17 protein-coding genes and 1 pseudogene are annotated in these 19,080 nt (G+C 66.1%); 8 read left to right on the forward strand and 10 right to left on the reverse strand.

All coding sequences use genetic code 11. The features are described from left to right. Nucleotides 1–5: 5 nt before the first annotated feature. Nucleotides 6–980 carry a ribosome small subunit-dependent GTPase A gene (rsgA, locus tag SRU_RS05975; RefSeq protein WP_011403874.1) on the reverse strand — a complete coding sequence of 325 codons (975 nt, stop codon included), beginning with the start codon at nt 978–980 and terminating at the stop codon, nt 6–8. 121 nt (nt 981–1,101) lie between these two features. Here rsgA and SRU_RS05980 point away from each other — a divergent pair, with 121 nt between their 5' ends. After that, nucleotides 1,102–1,380, forward strand: coding sequence for a hypothetical protein (locus SRU_RS05980; protein WP_112903695.1), 279 nt, complete (start codon nt 1,102–1,104; stop codon nt 1,378–1,380). A 56-nt stretch (nt 1,381–1,436) separates the two neighbouring features. Then, nucleotides 1,437–1,679 carry a hypothetical protein gene (locus SRU_RS05985; protein WP_103016138.1) on the forward strand — a complete coding sequence of 81 codons (243 nt, stop codon included), beginning with the start codon at nt 1,437–1,439 and terminating at the stop codon, nt 1,677–1,679. A 191-nt stretch (nt 1,680–1,870) separates the two neighbouring features. Here the strand turns inward: SRU_RS05985 and SRU_RS05990 are convergent, their stop codons facing one another. The 3 genes from SRU_RS05990 to SRU_RS06000 form a co-directional block, all read right to left on the reverse strand. Further along, nucleotides 1,871–3,850 carry a DUF3467 domain-containing protein gene (locus tag SRU_RS05990; protein ID WP_112903697.1) on the reverse strand — a complete coding sequence of 660 codons (1,980 nt, stop codon included), beginning with the start codon at nt 3,848–3,850 and terminating at the stop codon, nt 1,871–1,873. A gap of 50 nt (nt 3,851–3,900) precedes the next feature. Next, the gene (locus tag SRU_RS05995; RefSeq protein ID WP_112903699.1) at nt 3,901–5,322 is read right to left on the reverse strand and encodes a cystathionine beta-synthase; all 1,422 of its coding nucleotides are present in this window, start codon (nt 5,320–5,322) and stop codon (nt 3,901–3,903) included. A 144-nt stretch (nt 5,323–5,466) separates the two neighbouring features. Next, nucleotides 5,467–6,552: an LptF/LptG family permease gene (locus tag SRU_RS06000; RefSeq protein WP_103016141.1), complete on the reverse strand. Its 1,086-nt coding sequence runs from the start codon at nt 6,550–6,552 to the stop codon at nt 5,467–5,469. A 145-nt stretch (nt 6,553–6,697) separates the two neighbouring features. Between SRU_RS06000 and sucC the strand changes: the two genes are divergently transcribed. Further along, nucleotides 6,698–7,876, forward strand: coding sequence for an ADP-forming succinate--CoA ligase subunit beta (sucC, locus tag SRU_RS06005; RefSeq protein ID WP_011403880.1), 1,179 nt, complete (start codon nt 6,698–6,700; stop codon nt 7,874–7,876). A 24-nt stretch (nt 7,877–7,900) separates the two neighbouring features. On the opposite strand, the gene SRU_RS06010 is transcribed toward sucC, so the two are convergent. Further along, nucleotides 7,901–9,007 carry a hypothetical protein gene (locus SRU_RS06010; RefSeq protein WP_112903701.1) on the reverse strand — a complete coding sequence of 369 codons (1,107 nt, stop codon included), beginning with the start codon at nt 9,005–9,007 and terminating at the stop codon, nt 7,901–7,903. 386 nt (nt 9,008–9,393) lie between these two features. Between SRU_RS06010 and SRU_RS06015 the strand changes: the two are divergent. The 3 genes and pseudogenes from SRU_RS06015 (at nt 9,394) to SRU_RS06025 (ending at nt 13,145) form a co-directional block, all read left to right on the forward strand. Beyond that, nucleotides 9,394–10,253 (forward strand): annotated as a pseudogene (locus SRU_RS06015) (IS5 family transposase). Nucleotides 10,254–10,570: 317 nt separating this feature from the next. Next, complete coding sequence (locus tag SRU_RS06020; RefSeq protein ID WP_011403883.1) at nt 10,571–11,863, forward strand: amidohydrolase family protein; 1,293 nt, start codon at nt 10,571–10,573, stop codon at nt 11,861–11,863. A 61-nt stretch (nt 11,864–11,924) separates the two neighbouring features. Next, nucleotides 11,925–13,145 carry an amidohydrolase family protein gene (locus SRU_RS06025; RefSeq protein ID WP_237701991.1) on the forward strand — a complete coding sequence of 407 codons (1,221 nt, stop codon included), beginning with the start codon at nt 11,925–11,927 and terminating at the stop codon, nt 13,143–13,145. 28 nt (nt 13,146–13,173) lie between these two features. On the opposite strand, the gene SRU_RS06030 is transcribed toward SRU_RS06025, so the two are convergent. From SRU_RS06030 to SRU_RS06045, 4 genes are all read right to left on the reverse strand, one after another. Then, nucleotides 13,174–13,953 (reverse strand): 4'-phosphopantetheinyl transferase family protein, encoded by a 780-nt coding sequence (locus SRU_RS06030; RefSeq protein WP_112903707.1) that lies wholly within the window; start codon nt 13,951–13,953, stop codon nt 13,174–13,176. A 14-nt stretch (nt 13,954–13,967) separates the two neighbouring features. Next, nucleotides 13,968–14,360, reverse strand: a complete 393-nt coding sequence (locus SRU_RS06035; RefSeq protein WP_112903709.1) for an Mth938-like domain-containing protein — start codon at nt 14,358–14,360, stop codon at nt 13,968–13,970. A 98-nt stretch (nt 14,361–14,458) separates the two neighbouring features. After that, entirely contained in the window at nt 14,459–15,874 is a 1,416-nt protein-coding gene (locus tag SRU_RS06040) for a GGDEF domain-containing protein (RefSeq protein WP_011403886.1), read from the reverse strand. 99 nt (nt 15,875–15,973) lie between these two features. Then, nucleotides 15,974–17,179, reverse strand: coding sequence for a KamA family radical SAM protein (locus SRU_RS06045; protein ID WP_011403887.1), 1,206 nt, complete (start codon nt 17,177–17,179; stop codon nt 15,974–15,976). A gap of 222 nt (nt 17,180–17,401) precedes the next feature. Between SRU_RS06045 and SRU_RS06050 the strand changes: the two genes are divergently transcribed. Continuing rightward, the gene (locus SRU_RS06050; RefSeq protein WP_011403888.1) at nt 17,402–17,620 is read left to right on the forward strand and encodes a DUF433 domain-containing protein; all 219 of its coding nucleotides are present in this window, start codon (nt 17,402–17,404) and stop codon (nt 17,618–17,620) included. Continuing rightward, nucleotides 17,617–17,943, forward strand: coding sequence for a DUF5615 family PIN-like protein (locus tag SRU_RS06055; protein WP_118826301.1), 327 nt, complete (start codon nt 17,617–17,619; stop codon nt 17,941–17,943). Before SRU_RS06050 ends, SRU_RS06055 begins: the two co-directional genes overlap by 4 nt. 46 nt (nt 17,944–17,989) lie before the next feature. On the opposite strand, the gene SRU_RS06060 is transcribed toward SRU_RS06055, so the two are convergent. Next, complete coding sequence (locus tag SRU_RS06060; protein ID WP_112903716.1) at nt 17,990–18,991, reverse strand: D-alanine--D-alanine ligase family protein; 1,002 nt, start codon at nt 18,989–18,991, stop codon at nt 17,990–17,992. Nucleotides 18,992–19,080 lie beyond the last annotated feature (89 nt).

Here is a 19,080-nt window from a genome sequence, read left to right on the forward strand (position 1 = left end):
ACGCATCAATACTCCGGCGCCTGCTCTTCCCGGAGCGACTCCAGGATGGCCAGGTAGCTCTCGTGCCGCTCCGCGTGGACGTCGCCCCGCTCCACGGCGGCCTTCACGGCGCAATTGGGCTCATGGTCGTGCGTGCAATCCGGAAACTGACAGGCGTTGACGTAGGGGGATAGGTCGGGAAAGTAGTGGGCCAGGTCCTTCGGGTGCACGTCGCGCACCCCAAACTCGCGAACGCCGGGGGTGTCCACCACGTAGCTGTCGTCCGAGAGGGCATGCAGCTCGGCATGGGTGGTGGTGTGGGTGCCCTTCTCGGTGGTGGAGCTCACGGAGCCCGTTCGCAGCTCCAGGTCCGGCTCCAGGGCGTTGAGGAGGGTGGACTTGCCGGCGCCGGAGGGGCCAGTGATGGCGTTGACCTGCCCGTCGAAGGCGTCGCGGAGCCGGTCGAGCCCGAGTTCCTCCGTGGCGCTCGTCGCAAGCACCGGATAACCAAGGTCGGCGTACCGCAGGTGCAGGTCCATGACGTCCGGCAGGTCGTCCTGCGTCATGAGGTCGATCTTGTTGATGATCAGGCCCGCCGGGACGTCCTGCGCGGCCGCCCCGACGAGCAGGCGGTCGAGGAACCGCGGGTTGAGGGCGGGCCGCCGCACGGCCTGCACGCTCCAGATGCGATCGACGTTGGCCACGAGGACGTGCTCCTGACCCTCCCGCGGCCCCGCGGCCCGCCGGCTCAGCTTGTTCGTCCGCTCGTGGATGTCCGTGATGAAGCCGGTCTGGTCCTCGTCGGCCACCCGGAGCGTTACTCGATCCCCGACGGCAATCGGGTTGGTGACGTCCTGTCGGGTCAGCCGAAACTTGCCCCGCATGCGCGAGGGAATGGTCCGGTCCCCGACCTGCACGTCGTACCAGCTGCCGGTCGAGCTCGTCACGACCCCTTCGAGAAGGGGGCCATCGGACGTGTCCGTCGGGGGGGGAGAGGTCATACCTGAACGTTTGATCGGGAAACCATCTGTTCCTGCTGCACGTCAGCGTGACGCCGACACTCGGCACTTCCGTGTAAATGCTGTCTTCCAAACGAGGCCTCGCGCCCAACAGTTCGTTCCCATGCCGACCGATGACGACTACGAGCAGACCCGCCGCCGCTTCGACGAGCTCGAGGTGGAGCAGCAGGCTCAGTTCCTCATTGAGGCCTCTGCCTCGGCCCTGGCGAAGGGCATTGAGCAGGCGGGGAAGGCGCTTGCCGATGGACTCGAGGACGCTGTTCGGCGTCCGCATCGGTCGTCGTGCGCGTCTCGGCCCGCCGGACCGGGCGCCGCGGAGCCGGAAACGGCCCAGCGACAGGCCCCGAAGGACGGAGGGGCGTCCGCCGACGCGGACGCCTAGCCCCGGGCAGAGGGCCCGTGGCAGCAGACGCCTTTTCCATCGACACGCCCCGACACATGTCCCAGGAACGTTCTTCGGAGCGCCGCGAACCCCACAACCTGAACTGGCTCGGGAAGACGGTCTATGCGGGGGGCACTGTGCTTCGCCTGACGGCCAACCTGGTGGAGGCGACCGCCGACCGGGTCTCGAGTATCGCCGCCGAGTCCAAGAAGGCGTTCGACCGTGAGCTTGACCCGAACATCGAGGAGGCCCGTGTGATCGAGGAAACCCCGCGCCGGGATGCCGAGCCTGAAGCGTAACGGGCCCACGTCCACTTCTCTTTTCGGCACTTCTCCCTTCGGTGGAGAGCCGGGCCCACCCCCCGTCCGCTTCCGCTGAAGGCCGGGCCGCACTGACAGAGGGCATCTCGATGGCCTCAGTCCGCCCTTCCACGGTCGCTGCGGACGCACCAGCAGGCCTGTCTCGCGTCCGGCAGCAGCAAGCGGGCTGGTCAGGACGACGAGAAGACGTGCTTCTGGATGGCGGTGTCGAGCTCGTCGCGCTTGAAGGGCTTGGAGAGAATGCCGTCCACCTCGTCGTGGGCAGATTCGGTCTCGGTGTAGCCGGTCAACAGCACCACGGGAAGGGCGGGGGCCTCGTCCTTCAGGGCGTGGGCCAACTCCGCCCCCGTCATCTCGGGCATGCCGAAATCGGTAAACACGATGTCGTACGCGCCGGCGGAGAACATCTCCAGTGCCTTCGCCCCCGATGCGGCCCGATCCACCTCGTGGCCGCTGAGCGTGAGGAGGCGCGTGACGGTGGAACGGACCATCTCCTCGTCGTCCACCACGAGGATGGACACCCCCTCGGGCGCTGCCGGCTCGTCCGACGGCTCGTCCACGGGATCCTCGGCGGCGGGCGCCGGATCGCCCTCGGCGGGCGGGAAGGTGAGGGTAAACCGCGTGCCCTCGCCGGGCTCGGACGACACGTCGATGGTGCCCTCGTGCTCCTGCACGATGCCGTAGCTGGCCGCGAGGCCCATGCCGGTGCCGTCGTCGCCCTTCGTGGTGAAGAGGGGCTCGAAGATGTTCTGCTGCACCTCGTCGCTCATGCCGATGCCCGTATCGCCGACGTCCACGCAGACCTGCCCGGCCCGGTCCGTGTAGGTGTCGAAGCGGAGCGTGCCGCCCTCCGGCATGGCCTGGACGGCATTCAGGACGAGGTTGACGAACACCTCGCGCAACTCGGACGCGGCCCCCAGAACGTCCGGGACGTCCGCCAGGTCGGTCTCGACCGAAATTTCGATGCCCTGGCGGCGGGGCTCGTTGTACCAGTACGGCTCGGTGAGGGTAATGCAGTCCTCGATCAGGTCCGTCAGGCTCAGGGGCTCGAAGTGCTGCTGCGTGTCGTGACGGATGTAGCGCTGGAGCTTCTCGATAAGGGCCGCGCCGTCCTCCGCCGTCGTCTCGATGGTTTCGATGGAGGGGCGGATCGAATCGGTCAGCGAGGCGCGCTCCACCTGGTCCTTGAGAAGTTCAATGTGGCCGATCAGGCCGCTCAGCAGGTTGTTCAGGTCGTGGGCCACGCCCATCGTCATGCGGCCGAGGGTTTCCATGCGGTGCCGCTGGGTCTGACTCAGCATCCAGGACGGCGGCTCGGCCAGCACCTCCCCGCTCGCCGTGACGGCACGGGGGCTGTCCCCCCCGGAGGCGTCGTCGTGCACGGGAATGAAGTTGAGCAGGACGGGAAGGGGCTCCTCGCGGTGATGGGTTTGGGCGGACACGAGCCGGTTGGTGACGAGGGCCCCCTTTCGGGCCCGGAGCACCGCGGACTCGGCCACCTCCTGGTCCTCGTCGGACAGGCGGGCCCAGGGGCGATCGGGGGTGCCGAGGATGGAGGTCCACGGGTCGTTGCAGTATCGCGCGTCGCCCGACAGGGAGAAGGTGGCGGTGAGCAGTTCGGGCTCTACGGTGGGAACCGGACCAGACGCATTCTCGCCGGGCGAGGGATGGCCGTTGCCCGAGGGCAGCGAGTCTGGGTCGAGGTCGCGTTCCGTCATCGGAGAATCGGCGGACGGTGAGTCGTGCTCGTCCGGCCGGTCGGGCGCATCGGGGAGGGGCTCCCTGTCGGGGGAGGGCTCCGTGTTGAGGTGCTCCTCCAAGGCGTCGAGAAGGCGTTCGGCGTTCTGGGGCGGCACGATGACCCGGCTTTTCAGGCGGGCCTGCACCGTCCCGGGGACGATCCGAACGAAGTCCACCACGACCTCCTCGGGCGACGACCGGACCAGGACCGAATTTGCGTAGGTGCCCTCGGCCATCTCCTCGTCCACGTCGAGGGGAAGCTCCTCCGGACCGTCCCGGAGGCCGTCGAAGTCCGGCATGCGCAGACGGCTCGTGCGGACCGTCTGGTCGGGGGCGTCGTCGGGGGGAGGGGCGGAAAACGCCTCGGCAATCTCCCGGGACGACTGAGGCGGCGACTCGACGTCAGACATCGAAGGGCGGAGGCGGTGCGGGAGAAGGGGAGAGGCGAATTCGAGCGTCGCTACGCGGCCCCGTTGCCGTTGCTCTGCCCCACATCGGCGAGCGCGCTGATTAGGTCGCTCTTGGTCAGAATCGAGTAGCTGCCTTGGCTCTCCGGGCCGTGATCGACCAGCACGGCGCCCGCGTCTTCTTCTAGGTAGGCGGAGAGGTGCTCGAGGTGTAGGGAGGCAGGAACCACCGGAAACGGCGTGCCCATGATTTCACGAACGGGGGCTTTGCGGGACTCCGGGTCTTCGATGAGCTCGTTGAGGACGCGTGTTTCGGTAATGCTGCCGACAACCTCCTGGTCCGCGTCCAGGACGGGCATCTGTGAGATGCCCTGGTCGGTCATGGTTTCGATGACGTTGCCGAGGTTGTCGTCCGGCGCGGCGGCGATCACGTCCGTCTCTTCCTGCTGCACGTTGAGGACCTTGTCGGCCGTTACGTCGGGGCTCTTCTCCAGGAAGCCGTGGTTCTGCATCCAGTCGTCGTTGTAGGTCTTCGACAGGTAGCGGAAGCCCGAATCCGGAAGCAGGACGACCACCACGTCGTCCGGCGTGAGCTCGTCGCGATGGGCTTTCACCCACTGGAGGGTGCCGGCAACGGCCAACCCGCAGGATTGTCCGATGAAGAGGCCCTCCTCCCGCGCCAGCCGGCGCGTCATCTGCATGGACGCCTTGTCGTTGACCTCCACGAAGTCGTCGACGATGTCGAAGTCCATGTTGTCGGGAAGAATGTCCTCCCCCACCCCCTCGGTGAAGTAGGGATAGATCTCGTCCTCGTCGAAGACACCCTCGTGGAAGTACTTGTGAAAGACCGACCCACAGGGATCCACCCCAATCACGCTAATGTCGTCGTCCTGCTCCTTCAGGTAGTTCGCCGTGCCGCTGATGGTGCCCCCTGTTCCGGCCCCCGCCACAAAGTGCGTGATTTGGCCCTCCGTCTGCTCCCACAGCTCCGGCCCCGTCGTCTCGTAGTGGGCCTTTGCGTTGGCGGGGTTGTCGTACTGGTTCAGGTAGATCGAATTGGGGATCTCTTCGGACAGGCGGCGGGCGACCGAGTAGTAGCTGCGGGGATCGTCCGGCTCCACGTTGGTGGGGCACACCAGCACCTCGGCGCCCAGGCCCCGGAGCACGTCGACCTTCTCCTGGCTCTGCTTGTCCGTGGTGGTGAAAATGCACCGGTACCCCTTGGCGATGGCGGTGATGGCGAGCCCCGCGCCCGTGTTGCCGCTGGTCCCTTCGATGATGGTGCCGCCCGGTTCGATGCGCCCCTCCTTTTCGGCCTCCTCAATCAGCGCACGCCCAATCCGGTCCTTCACCGAGCCCCCCGGGTTGAAAAACTCCACCTTCGCGAGAATCGTAGGCGGGAGGTCACTGCCAATTTCATTCAGCCGAACCAGGGGCGTGTCTCCGATCGTGCCGAGGACGCTGTCGTGCCACATAGGCATAGGAAGGAAAGCAGGTGAGCGGACGGGGGGTGAGAACGAGGGCAGGGAAGTCCATAGGTGAGACTCCGCCGCCACTCGTAAAAATAACACGACGGGCAACGGTTTCGGGGCGGACGACGCACGCCTGGACCGGAGCCGCTATTTGCGGGCCCACCAGAGCACGAGCAGGGCCACCACGGCGAACGTGAGGTGGGGAAGCCAGGCGGTCCAGGCCGGGCTGAGGGTGCCGGCGTACCCGAGCGGCTCCGCGAGCTTCTGAACGGAAAGGTAGACGAAGGCGATGAGCAGCCCGATGGCGAACCGAACAGCCTGCCCGCCGCGGCGGCGGGTGGAGGCGATGGGCACCCCAATCAGAACCAACAGTAGGTTGGCGAAGGGGTACGCGAACTTATTGTAGTAGGCGACCAGCGGCCGCGTGAGCCCCCCAACGCCGGACCGGCGCAGGGCCGCCAGGTACTCCGCGGCCGCCGGAATGGTCATGGCCGCCACGTCATTTTTTGAACGGGCGAGGTCGCGGGGGTAGACCTGAAGGGTCGTGTCCAGCGAGGCGATGGTGCGTTTGCGCTGCGTCTCGCCCTTCACGAACGTGCGGCGTGTTACGTCGTCCAGCCTCCACACCTCGAGGGAGTCGTCCCATTCCATCCGGTTGGCGTCGACGCGGCGGGCCAGGCGGGCGTCCCCCGCCAGCTGCTGGAGGGAGACGGTGTGGGCCCGCTCGCGGTCCGCGTCGTAGTAGCCCACCGAGAGGATGCTATTGGGGCCGTTTCGGCGGTGAATCTCGCTCGTCTGGACGCTCTTTTGGTTGCCGGGCAGGTATTCGTTCTCGTAGCGCACCACCACCTCATTTGTCTTGGGCACCACCCACCCGTTGAACCCGAACATGAAGACGGTGACGAGCAGTCCCACCCCCAGGTACGGCCGCATGAGCTGGTAGAGGGACACCCCGGAGGTCTGCAGGGCCACGAGCTGGAGCTCCTGCGCGAGGGTGCCGGTCAGGTAGATGCAGGACAGAAACAGCGCCAGCGGGGAGGTGAGCCGGATGATTTCCGGGACGTAGTTGGGGTAGAAGACCGTAAACACCTCCCAAATGGTGGCCCCGCCGTCGAGGAAGTCGTCGCTGTACTCGACCCAGTGCAGCACGATGAAGAAGACGAGGAGGGCCCCCACGAACAGCACGAAGCCCTTCAGCAGCCGCTTGATGATGTGCCGTTCGAAGGTCGACATGGCGGCGGGGGGGCGTGAGGGAAGAAGGCGGGGCGGACGGGACCGCTTGCGAACACCCCGCAAAAATGAGCAGCCTGCTAGACCTTGTCCTCCCCGACCGTTTACTTGCCAGCAAATCTGACGTTCATCCAATCCGCCCCACTCCATGAAGCTCCACGAATACCAAGCAAAAGGTCTCTTTCGCGACTACGGCGTATCGGTTCCGGACGGCATCGTGGCCGAGACGGTCGACGCGGCCGTCGACGCGGCGCGCCGGCTGGAGGAGGAGAACGACGCCACCCTGTTTATCGTGAAGGCGCAGATCCATGCCGGCGGGCGCGGCAAGGGGGGCGGCGTCAAGCTCGCCCACAGCGTCGAGGAGGTCCGCGAGCACGCCGACAACATCTTGGGCATGGACCTGGTGACCCACCAGACCGGCCCGGAGGGCCAGACGGTCCGCAAGATTCTCGTAACCGAGGGCGTCGACATCGATCAGGAGTACTACCTGGGCGTCACCCTGGACCGGGAGACGAGCATGAACGCCATCATGGTGTCGACCGAGGGCGGCGTCGACATCGAGACGGTCGCGGAGGAGTCCCCCGAGAAGATTCAGCGGGTGTGGGTGGACCCGTCGATTGGCCTGCGGCCGTTCCAGACCCGCCAGCTCGCGTTCGCCATGGGGCTGGAGGGCGATGCCTTCAAGCAGGCCGTCGCGTCGATTCAGGGCCTGTACGAAGCGTTCGAAGAGAACGACTGCACGCTCGCCGAGATCAACCCGCTCGTGCAGACGCCCGGCGGCGACATCGAGGCCGTCGACGCGAAGGTGAACCTCGACGACAACGCGCTCTTCCGCCACCCGGACCTGGAAGAGATGCGCGACCTCCACGAAGAGGACCCGACGGAGGTGAAGGCCGGCGAGCACGGCCTGAGCTACATCACGCTCGACGGCAACGTGGGCTGCATGGTCAACGGCGCCGGCCTCGCCATGGCGACGATGGACATCATCAAGCTGGCGGGCGGGGAGCCTGCAAACTTCCTCGACGTGGGCGGGGCGGCAAGTGCCGAGACGGTGGAGGCGGGCTTCCGCATCATTCTGGAGGACCCGAACGTGGAGGCCCTGCTCCTCAACATCTTCGGCGGCATCGTGCGGTGCGACCGCGTGGCCCAGGGCGTCATCGAGGCGGCCAAGAACATCGACATCGACGTGCCGCTGATCGTCCGCCTGCAGGGCACCAACGCCGAGGAGGGCAAGCGCCTGCTCGACGAGAGTGACCTGTCGCTCCGGTCGGCGGTCCTGCTGAAGGAGGCGGCCGACGAGGTGACCGCGGCGCTGGGGGAAGACTAGTGCAGGCCCGCAGGACGGGGCGCGCTACTCCTGCGCGGCCGCGCCGCCGAACCGAATGCGGAGGCCAATCCCGAGAAGTTGATTCACCGAGTCGAAGGGGCCGGTGATGCTTCCCTTGGGCGAGCGTTCTACTTGAACGTCCTCGGGATAACTTGTGCCGTCGATGGCGTTGTCCGGAAGAGTGAAATTGAAGCGGGATTCCACGAAGAAGGACCACGTGCTGCTCAGTGGAATGTCGATCCCGCCGCCCACGGAGGGGCCAAACCCCGGACTGGCAATGCCCTCGCCCCCAAAGGTAACGTTAGCGCCTGCGTCCAGGTATGCCGCAACCGACTCGCCCGCAGCCCCAAACGTATAGCGAACCAGAAGTTGCGGCGTGTGTCGCCAAGAGTCCGAGATGTCGTTACTCCCCGTCGAGTGTCCAACAATTGGGTAGTTGCCGGTCTGAACACCGAGCACGAGGGCTAGGTTTGAAGGGAATTCGTAGCCGATCTCGGCCGTGAAGAGGTACGGGGCCCCAGATCCGGTGCTTATTTCCTGGAAGTCAAAGGGATGACCGGTGTTTCCAATCGGAAGGTCGCCGGTGTAATCCGAGAGTCCGACCCCAATGAGTTTAAGAAAGGGCCCGCCCTCGTTGCGTCGCGGGGGAGCAGGAGAAGGCTCTTCTGTCTCCGTCTCCGCGTCTGCTGTACCTTCGGTATCTTCTTCTTGCCGCACCAGAGAAATAAACAGGTCGTAGGCGGGCGGGTCGTTGACCGGATCGGCCGTGTACTCGGGATCGATGTGGAGGATATTGGTGACCGCGGAACGGGCCTGCACGAGGGCGCCCTGTCGCAGTGACGCCAGCGTGATGAGCCGATACGCCTGGATCACGATCTCGTCTTCGAAGGCCGACCGGTCTGTGCACTGAGAGGCGAGTGTGACTGCCTCCTGGTAGTTGCGGTTCAAGTACGCCTCCTCCGCGGCCGATACGGTGTCGGTGCACGGGGACGTTGCGTCTTGTGCGTAGGCCGCGCTTGGGGGAAGCGCCGCGAGAACACCACAGGTGATCAGGGCGAGCGCGAGGTGGCGTCGTGCCGTGATGCTACGAAGTGCACGTTGCCACGTAAAAGCAACGGAGGGACGAGACATTTACGCTAGGGCGTTAGGAGGTAAACTGTTCGGCACTTAGCGAAAGGGTCACTTGGCGAAGGAAGCTCTCAGCGAGAGAAAATGGGACCTGTCTCGGCAATAGGAGAGGGCCCGAACCGCGTCACCCCGCAGGGCACAGGCACGGATCCATGCCATCCAGTCGATGCTGCTCAATCAAAACTTCGTGCTTGCTGTATCTCCCTGCTCCGAAGACGATGCCGACCGTAATTCTTGAAGACGATCGCGGCGACGGGGTCTGTCATTGGTTGAGTACGGGTGCCTCGTCGTCTGTCTGACCCAATATCGCGTTATGATCTAGGCACTGTCTGACAAAAAGCCGGTATCAAGCAACCGAGTCGCAAGTGGAGCTGTTCTGATCTGAAGCTATGGCCCGACGTCGTCGCTACGAACTGACCGACGAGCAATTCGAACGGATCGAAGAGGCGCTTCCTGAAGTCGACGGAAGAGGTCGGCCTTACGAGGATCATCGGAAGGTCGTGAATGGCATCTTCTGGGTGCTCCGTTCGGGGGCGCCTTGGCGGGATCTTCCGGAGCGTTATGGGTCATGGAAAACCGTCTACGACCGATTCCGACGATGGGCCGAAGATGGCACTCTACAGTCGATTGTCGAGAAGCTCCAGGGAGAACTTGACGCTGAAGGCCATATCGACTGGGAGCAGTTCAACGTGGACAGCACCACGATACGGGCGAGCCGCTCTGCGGCTGGAGGACCGACCGACGATAAAAAGGGGACCGAGCCGCCCGAGAAGACGAGGGAGTAAGCCCTGCTCTCGGATACGGTCGGGGAGGGTTCTCCACCAAAATCCATCTTGTTACCGATGGCAACGGACTTCCGATGGGTGCTCTTCTCACGGCGGGGCAGCGCCACGAATCAGCTTTTTTCACCGACGTGATGGACCAAGTTCGGGTGCCTCGGCCCACCGGGCGGCCCAGAAAACGGCCTGAGGCGGCCTAAAGGGACCGAGCCTACGACTCGAAAGAAAACCGAAAGTGGTGCTGGAAGCGGAATATCGAATCGGTAATTCCGGCCCGAAAGGGAATGCATACCGGGCCCGGACGTCCCCCAACTTGCGATGAGCAAAAATATGAACGCCGGAATGTTGTCGAGCGCCTGGTGGGCCGTCTGAAGGAGCGAAGGCGAATCGCAACCCGATATGAGAAGAAAGCCAGCCACTACCGGGCGATGCTCCAGTGGGCCTTCATCGGCGAGTATCTGAGGCGATAATTCTCAGACAGAGCCTAAAAGCTCTCATCGACGCGTGCACGCCACCAAAGTAGCTTCGGTGTCCTCCAGAGAGACGGAGAAGCCGCTCGTGCGGTGATTCACAACCTTCGACGCCTTCCCCCTCAGCCCAAGCGCTCGGCGTCCGGTTCGGTTTAAACTTGGAGGGCTTTTCCAAAAAGAAAGATAGAAGGGGCGGATGCATGCTCTTCTCCCCAGACTGCCGCGCCGTCTTTGGCTCGCTTGCGAGTGCGAAGGGCACGTCATACGTTTTATAAATCCAGCGCAACTTGTCTTTTTCGAACCGTCCTCTGTTTCGCATGCGGACTGCCCTTCTCCTCCTGAGCCTCGCGGGACTGTACCTTTGCGCGCCCGCCCAGGCTCAAGACCGGCCTCACGTCTTCCGAAACGCCACCCTTTACCCGATCAGTGAAGAGCCCATCGAGCAGGGCGTCTTGGTGGTGGAGGGGGGCACAATTCAGGCCGTCGGGCCGGCCGGGTCGGTCGACGTGCCGGCGGGGGCGGTGGAGCACGACGTGGCGGGGAAGGAGATCATGCCCGGCCTCGTGGACACGCATTCCCACATCGGGGAAGTGGGCGGCGGGGATGGGTCCGCGGCGATGCATCCGGACGCCCGCACCATCGATGCCATCAACGTGCGCCACCCGTCGTTGAACCGGGCCCGCGCCGGCGGCATCACGACCGTCCAGCTGATCTCGGGCTCCGGCCACCTGATGAGCGGCCAGACCACCTACCTCAAGTTGCGTGAGGGGGGCACGGTGTCCGAACTGTCGGCCTGTGAGGAGAAACCGGTCGAGGACTGCGGCGGCATGAAGATGGCCAACGGCACGAACCCCCAGCGGGCAAGCGGGGCCTTCCCCGGCACCCGGGCCCGGGCCGCGGCCATGGCCCGCGAGCAGTTCGTGGCGGCGCAGGAATACCAGCGCAAGAAAGAACAGGCCGACGATCCGTCCGAGGCCCCGGACCGAAACCTTCGCATGGAGGGCCTGATCGACGTGCTGGAGGGGCGGCGGACGGTGCACTTTCACACGCACCGGCACGACGACATTCTCACCGCGATCCGGCTGAGTGAAGAGTTCGGCTTCGACCTCGTGCTGCACCACGTCAGTGAAGGATGGAAGGTGGCCGACGAGATTGCCGAAGCCGACGTGCCGGCCTCCATTATCGTGCTCGACTCCCCAGGCGGCAAGCACGAGGCCGATGAGCTCGTGTACCGCACGGGGCGTGTGCTCGAGGAGGCGGGCGTAGACGTGGCCTACCACACCGACGACCCCATCACCGACTCCCGGCTGTTCCTCCGGTCCCCGGCCTTCGGGGTGCGGGCGGGCATGTCGCGGGCGGCGGCGCTCGAATCGGTGACCCTGGCGGGGGCGCGCATGCTGGGGCTGGAGGACGAGGTGGGATCACTGGAGGAAGGCAAGGACGCCGACTTCATCGTTCTGTCCGGCGACCCGCTTAGCGTGTACACCAAGATCGAACAGACCTGGGTCGAGGGCACGCCGGTCTTTGACCGGTCCGACCCCGATGACCGCGAGTTTGCCACCGGCGGGTACCGGGTCTACGACGGGGCGGCTCAGCACGTCCATGAGTAACGCCTGTCTCGCATCCTCCCTCTTGTCCGTCTGCTTCCGTCTCTCAACTGAGCGTTCTGCCATGTCGACGTCGCGTCTTCGCCCCCGCTGCCTATCCGTTCTGCTCGCCGCGCTCCTGCTGTGGGGCGGCCTGCCCACGGCCTCCGCCCAGCCGCAGCGGGCCGTGCGGGCGGACACCCTGTACACCATGACCGGCGACCCCATCGAAAATGGAGTGGTGCTCATCGAAAACGAAACGATCGCGGCCGTCGGGCCCACCTCGGAGGTCGACGTGCCGGCGTCCGCCGAGGTGCACAAGGCGTCCGTCGTCACCCCGGGCCTGATCGACCCGCGGGGCACGGTGGGCCTGTCGGGCATCTACAACGTGCCTGCCGACCAGGACCAGCTCGACACCTCCGAGCCCATGCAGCCTGCGCTCCGGGCCCTCGACGCGTACAACCCACGGGAGCAGCTCGTGTCCTTCGTCCAGCAGCTGGGCTTCACCACCGTCCACACCGGCCACGCGCCGGGCGCCCTCATCAGCGGGCAGACGGCCACGTTCTCGACCGCCGGCACGACGGTCGAGGCCTCCCTGCGCGATTCGATCACCACGGTCGCCTTCACGCTAGGGCCCGACGCGCAGGCCCGCTTCGAGAGTCCGGGGACCCGGGCCAAGGGCGTCGCGATGCTCCGGCAGGCCCTGCACGACGCGCAGGCCGCGATGGACGGGGGCGAACCGGAGGGAGGGGATCTGGGGCAGGACGTCCTGCAGGATGTGCTGCGCGGCGAGGTGCCGGCCCTCATTACGGCCCACCGGGCCCACGACATCCAGACGGCCCTGCGCCTGCAGGAGGAGTTCGGGTTTGACCTGATTCTGGACGGGGCGGCGGAGGCGTACCTGATGACCGAGGAGATCGCGGAGGCCGACGTCCCCGTCATTCTGCACCCGACCATGGCCCGCCCCTCGGGCACCACGCAGAACGCCGCCTTCACCACGGCGGGCGTCCTGCACGACGCGGGCGTCCCCGTTGCCATCCAGACCGGCTGGGAGCCCTACGTGCCGAAAACGCGCATCGCGCTTTACGAGGCGGCCATCGCGATGGCCCACGGCCTGCCCCGCGAGGCGGCCCTGGCCAGCATCACCCGCGAGGCGGCCGAGATCCTCGGGTTGGACAACGTCGGGACCGTGGCTCCGGGGCAGCGCGCCGACCTCGCGCTCTTCGACGGCGACCCGTTCGAGTACACCACGCACGTCTGCACCGTCCTGAGTGGGGGAGAGGTCGTGAGCGACGAGTGCAAGTAGGCGGGGGACAAGTGGGGGAACAGGGGCCTCATTCGGCCGACCGCGTCACGATGTCCGTCGCGTCGACCCAGGAGACCGGGGAGGGCATCGTGCCCTTCCGCACGATCGCCCCGAGGACGCCGTCCGTCGCCGAGAAGGGCCGAACCGACCACTCATCTGCGGGGGCGGAAGAGGGGGCGCTGGAACCGGGCGCGTCGCGGAGTGCCACGACCGTGGAGCCGTCGGCGATGCTCTCGACGGTCGTCGGCGCACGACGTAGGCCCTCGCCGGTCGCTTTGAGAAACGCCTCCTTGCACGTCCACAGGTGCAGGAGGGCCGCCTGTCGGCAAGAGGCGGGCCGGGACCGCCATCGGTCCCGCTCCGAAGCGGTAAGGACCCGTTCCGCGAGCGACGGGGCGTCGACCGATCGGGTGTGGGGCTCCACGTCGATTCCTACGGGCTGAGCCTCGCTGACGGCCGCGACGACCACGGGGCCGGTGTGGCCGATGTTGAAGTGGAGGCGGGGGCCATCGGCCGGCGGGTCCTGCAGTCTGGGCTTGCCGTGAGGGCCCTCCGCGATTGCGAGCGAGGCGGGCGTGCAGTTCTGCCAGCGGGACAGGACGAGGCGGACGAGGGCACGGCCGGCGAGGTGGCGGTGCCGGTCGGCCGCGAACGCATAGCGACGAGCCCGGTCGTGCTCGGACGGAACGGTCAGCCGGCGCAGCACCGCTTCCGGATCGCCGCCGAGGGCATTCAGGCGAAGCCGCCAGACGCCCACCGGGCGCCCCGTCGGCCACGACGACGTCCATGTGGGGGCGGGCAGGTGCATGTCGGGGCGCCGTGCTAGCAGGTGGAATGAAAGAGGCCCGCGACGGCCTCGTCGGCGGCCTGCAGCTCGTTGTACCGGTCCACGGCCGAGTCGGTCGGAAGCACGTGGATGTCCACGCCCGCGTCGTCGAGCCGATCGAGGGTCTTCGGCTGTACCTGGAGCCGCTCGTTCATGCCGCGGGACAAGACCACGACCGAGGCCCCATGCTCCAGCAGTTCCTCCACGTCGGCCGGTTGAATGCCCGGCGTGTGGGACGTGCCGGTCTCGTTCCAGTCCCATGTGCGCGCCCCGCCCGGATACAACTTGGCATCCTTGAACGACCGGGTGCCGTCGTCAGATGCGCATTCGACCTCAAGGCGGCCCCACGACACGTGCGTGATGCGCGGCGACGAATCGAGCTCTGGCATGGCGACGAAAGGGCGCGTGACGGAAGCGACGTGTGACGTATCCCCCAATGAGGAGACCATTCCCAAAACGCCACTCTGGGGGGCAGGTTCACGCCCGACTACGTCACGATCGTGCAGGTGCCCGTCTCGTACGCCTCCCGCAGGGCCTCCGTGGCGGCGGTCCGGAGTGCCTCGGGGGTCTCGTCGGTCCACAGGGCCACGCCGACGCTCGCTCCGCCTTCGAGCTGTCCCTGCTCCTGCGCCATTGCCGCCTCGAAGTCTGCGATCCAGGGCTCGATGGTGTCGGGCCCGGCCCGGAAGAAAACGCCGTACGTGAGCTCACCGAAACGTTCGACCCGCTGGCTGGGGGCTTTCTGTTCCAGGCGGGCCTCAAACAGGCGCTCGGCAGAGGCGACGGCCTCCTCGCCCTGGCGGGCGATGGATTCGGCCCGGTTGAGGTGGACGAGGGCCAGAGCGAGCGGCTCCGACGATGAGCGGGCGGTTTCCATCTCCTCCGCGATGAGTTCGCGGCGGGGACGGGGCGACGCCTCCGGGTCCTCGTCCGCCTCGAGGTCGGCCTCCGGTGTGCCGTTTGCATTCGGGGCCAGCAAATCGGCGTCCTCAACCTCGTGGGCGCCTTCGGGCGAGGAGGTTGGCTCCGGCCCGTCGGGCGACCGGTCCGTGTCGAGCAGGAGGGCCACCGTGTCGGCGAAGTGGGACAGCACAGTGCGCGCCCGAGACGCCCCGAGGTCGACGTCCGAGGAAGCGTCCGCCACGAGAAACGTCGTGGAGGACGAATCCGGCTGGGCGACGGGGGCGAGGGCCAGGTGGTCTACCGTCGGCGGATTGTCGTAGTAGCCCAGGTCTTCGACCGCCACCTCAGCCCCGGTGAGGGACCGGTAGGCCACCGATTCCCGCGACATTGTGGCGGTCAGAAGGGGCGTCTGGGTGTCGAACGAGCCGCTTTTCCGAACCGACGGGTGGCGGCTGGCGAGGGCCTCAATCCGGTAGGTCAGCGCCACGTCTTCCTGGACGAGAAGACCGACCGTTCGGGCGTCCAGGGCTGCGCGCGCGGCTTCAAGCAGAGGCGCGAACACGGAATTCTCCTCTCCGTCCGTATCCTCCTGTGCCGGTGGGTCCGTGGCGGACGAGGGCTGAGGCGTGTCGACGGATGTCGGAGGGGGCCCGGAGGATGCGTCCGATTCAGCGGGGGCGGCCGTGTTTGGGGGCGTCCGGGGGCCGCTGTGCTCGGCCGCCTCGTCCGAGGGGGGCTCCGACGCGTCGGGCCCTGCCTCCTTCGGCTGGATGTCCATGATTCCGAGGTCGTCGAGCGACGGGTCCTCGGTGTCGGGCGCAGGGCTGGGGGGCTCTGGGGCCGCCTGGTCCTGCCCGAACGCGGTCCAGAGCCACCAGCCAAACCCCCCGAGGCCGCCGACGAGGATCAGACCCGTCGCGACGTAGAGCCACGGACGGCCGAACAGAACGGCAAGTCCGACGACGAGGACGGCCAAAAGCACGAGCAGGAAACGGACCATTCGGGGCGGGACGGAACTCCCTGTGCGAGTGAAAAGTGACGGGGAATAGAAGGTATCTCGACCCACCGGTAATGTCAACAGAATGAATCCCGATTCGCACTACGCGCTGGCAGGGCGTGCCTCCAGCGAGCCGTTCGTCGGAATGGTATCGACGTCGGGAGGCAGGTCGACCGGCGGGAGCCGGAACGGGAGATCGCGGCCCTCGGGCACCGGATTCGGCTCGGCCCAGAGCGTCCCGTCGTAGCTCTCCATGAGCACGTGGTCGCCGGCTCGGCCCTTCACATAGCTGCGGTTGAGGGGCACTTTGCCGTGGGGCGTGTCGAGGACGTAGTCTGGAATCGCAAACCCGGACGTTCGTCCCCGGAGCTGTCGCATGATGTGCATGCCCACCTCGATGGGTGTACGCAGGTGGCCGGTGCCGCCAATAATCTGTGCCTGGTAGAGGTAGTAGGGGCGCACCCGCATGCGGACGAGCCCTTCGTTGAGGGCTTTCATTGTGTCGGGGTCGTCGTTCACGCCCCGCAGGAGCACCGTCTGGTTGCCCACGGGGATGCCGGCGTCCTTGAGGCGGCCGATGGCCGCGGCGGCATCGCCGGTACACTCCTTCGGATGGTTGAAGTGGGTGTTGATCCAGAGCGGGTGGTACTGGGCCAGAAGGTCGCAGAGATCGTCGGTAATCCGGTACGGAAGCTTCACCGGCATGCGGGAGCCAAAGCGGATGAGCTCTACGTGGTCGATCGCCCGCAGCCTGCTGAGAAGCCACTCCAGGTTGGCCTCGTTGAAGGTGAGCGGGTCGCCGCCCGTGAGTAGCACGTCGCGAATCTCGTCGTGGGCGGCGATGTAGTCGATCGCCGCCTGGTGCTCATCGGTGCGCATGAAGTACTCGGCGTCCCCCACCATCCGCTTGCGCAGGCAGTAGCGGCAATAGATGGCGCACTCGGCGGTGACGCAGAAGGCCACCCGGTCCTCGTAGTTGTGAATCAGGTTTTTGACCGGCTCGTGCCCGGTCTCGTCGAGGGGGTCGAGCTCGTCGACGATGTCGGGCCCGAACTCGTCCATCGTGGGCACGGCCTGGCGCCGCACCGGGCACGACGGGTCGTCGGGGGCCATCAGGTGGGCGTAGTACGGGGTCACGTTCCACCGAAACGCGTCCCCGGCCCGCTTGATGGCCGCGCGCTCGTCGTCCGTCGGGCGAATCCACTTCCGAAGCGCCTCGGCACTGTGGATGCGGTTTTGCATCTGCCAGCGCCAGTCGGTCCACTTGTGCCGAGGAACAGACCCCGAGCGGGATGGGGAAGAAGACATACGGCGCGATCATTTTGTGAATGAATCCGCGAAGCGTTCCCTAAACGCCGTCAATTCAGGCATCGACGCCGTCCCGATAATGCACACGTAGCTCAGTCGGTTGATTCACCTTCCCCGAGGCAGAAGTCCACAGCGGGAGGCGAGAGGGAACCAGTGGGATCTACGGTGATGTACACAGCTCGCGGTGCTCAACAAACCCTTTTCTTCTGGAGAGATAGTGTCATGGTAAATGACTTTATTGAGGTAACTCCTGAGAAGCTAGGGGGAACACCCGTGTTCCGGGGGACGCGGATTCCCGTGCGGGTTCTTTTCGATTATCTTGAGGAGAGCTACACGGTCGATGCTTTCCTCGAACAATATGAGATTGACCCCAATCTGGTGCATGGGTTCATCGAAGCACTTCGGGACTCATTTACGACAGACAGAAAGGCTGAAGTGTGAGGGTTCTGCGTGACCACAACATTCCGCATGAGCTTCGTCGACTGTTCCCAAAAGACCACGATGTCTACACTGCCCAGTTTCTCGGCTGGGAAGACTACGAAGACGATGAGCTTCTGAATGCGGCCATGGACAACAATTTCGCAGTTTTGGTAACGATGGATATGAGCCTCCCTTACCAGCGGAATATCGATGCCTTTTCCCTCGGAGTGGTTGTTTTGGATGTCCATCCCGCAACCCCCGATGTCCTGACGTCTCGGATGGACCGCTTGGTTGAGGCCTGTTCACGGGCAGGGTCGGCCCGAGAGGTGGTCACGCTGAACTGACGCTGACTTCTCGCCGACCCCGCGAGCACAACCATTCCGCTGTGGCTTACGAGAGTCCCAATCGCCGCAGCCCCCGTCCGAAGACCTCGGCGAGGTAGTCGACGTAGTCGCGGCCCATGAGCTCGGCGACGATCGCGAAGGTATCGTCGGGCTTAAACGTCGGCAGCGGGTTGATTTCGAGAAACCAGGGGGTTCCGTCGCCGTCCACCCGGAAATCTGCGCGGGCAAAGTCGCGGCAGTCGAGCGTGTCGAAGGCCCTGCGGCTGAGGGCCTGCAGGCGGTCTTCGAGGGCGGGGGCGAGCGTGCCCCGCAATTCGTATTCCCAGTCCTGATCGGCGGTGGGGGCGCCGCGGTGCTCCAGGGCGTGCAGGCCGAGGCCTGTCGTCGGCTCCACCCCGCGCTGGAGAACGGGCAGCGCCTCGGGCGGGTCGTGCCCCACGACGGCCACCGTAAACTCGCCGCCGCCCGCCACGAAGGGCTCCGCCACGGCGTCCTGGTCGTACGTCGTCGTGATGCGGTCCACCGCGCGCCGCAGGGCCGCAACGTCCTCGACCTTGCTGTCGGGCGTGATGCCCTTCGACGTCCCTTCGTAGCGCGGCTTCACGAACAGGGGAAAAGCGCCCGGAAGGTCGTCTGCGTCGACGGCTTCGGGCGCGCTGTAAACCCGATGCGGCGGGGTGGGGATGTCGGCGGCCGCGACGAGGTCTTTCGTCCAGGCCTTGTCCAGCGTCACCGAGAGGGTGAGGGCGTCGGAGCCGAGGCAGGGGACGCCGGCCATCTCCAGCAGAATCGGGACGTAGGCCTCCCGGTTGCGGCTGTGGGCCCCCTCCGTGATGTTGATCGCGGCGTCGAGCGACAGTCCCTCCCCGAGCCGGTCGCGCAGGTCGGCCGCGGTCCCGACGCGGACGGGGGTGTGCCCGAGGTGCTCCACGGCGGCCGCGAGGGTGTCGACCGTCTCTTCGGGCTCGTACTCGGCGTCGGCGTCCGGCGGGTCGTCGTCGGCCCACGAATAGGCGTCGAAGGTGTCGTAGAGGAGGCCGATGCGCATGGGAGAGGTTGAGGGAGACGGTCGGGTCTGTTCGCGCGGGATCGTTCGTCGGGCTCCTGCTAGGGCGGGCGTCGTGAAACGTGAAGCGT

Source organism: Salinibacter ruber DSM 13855 (assembly GCF_000013045.1).
Taxonomy (GTDB): Bacteria; Bacteroidota; Rhodothermia; order Rhodothermales; family Salinibacteraceae; genus Salinibacter; species Salinibacter ruber.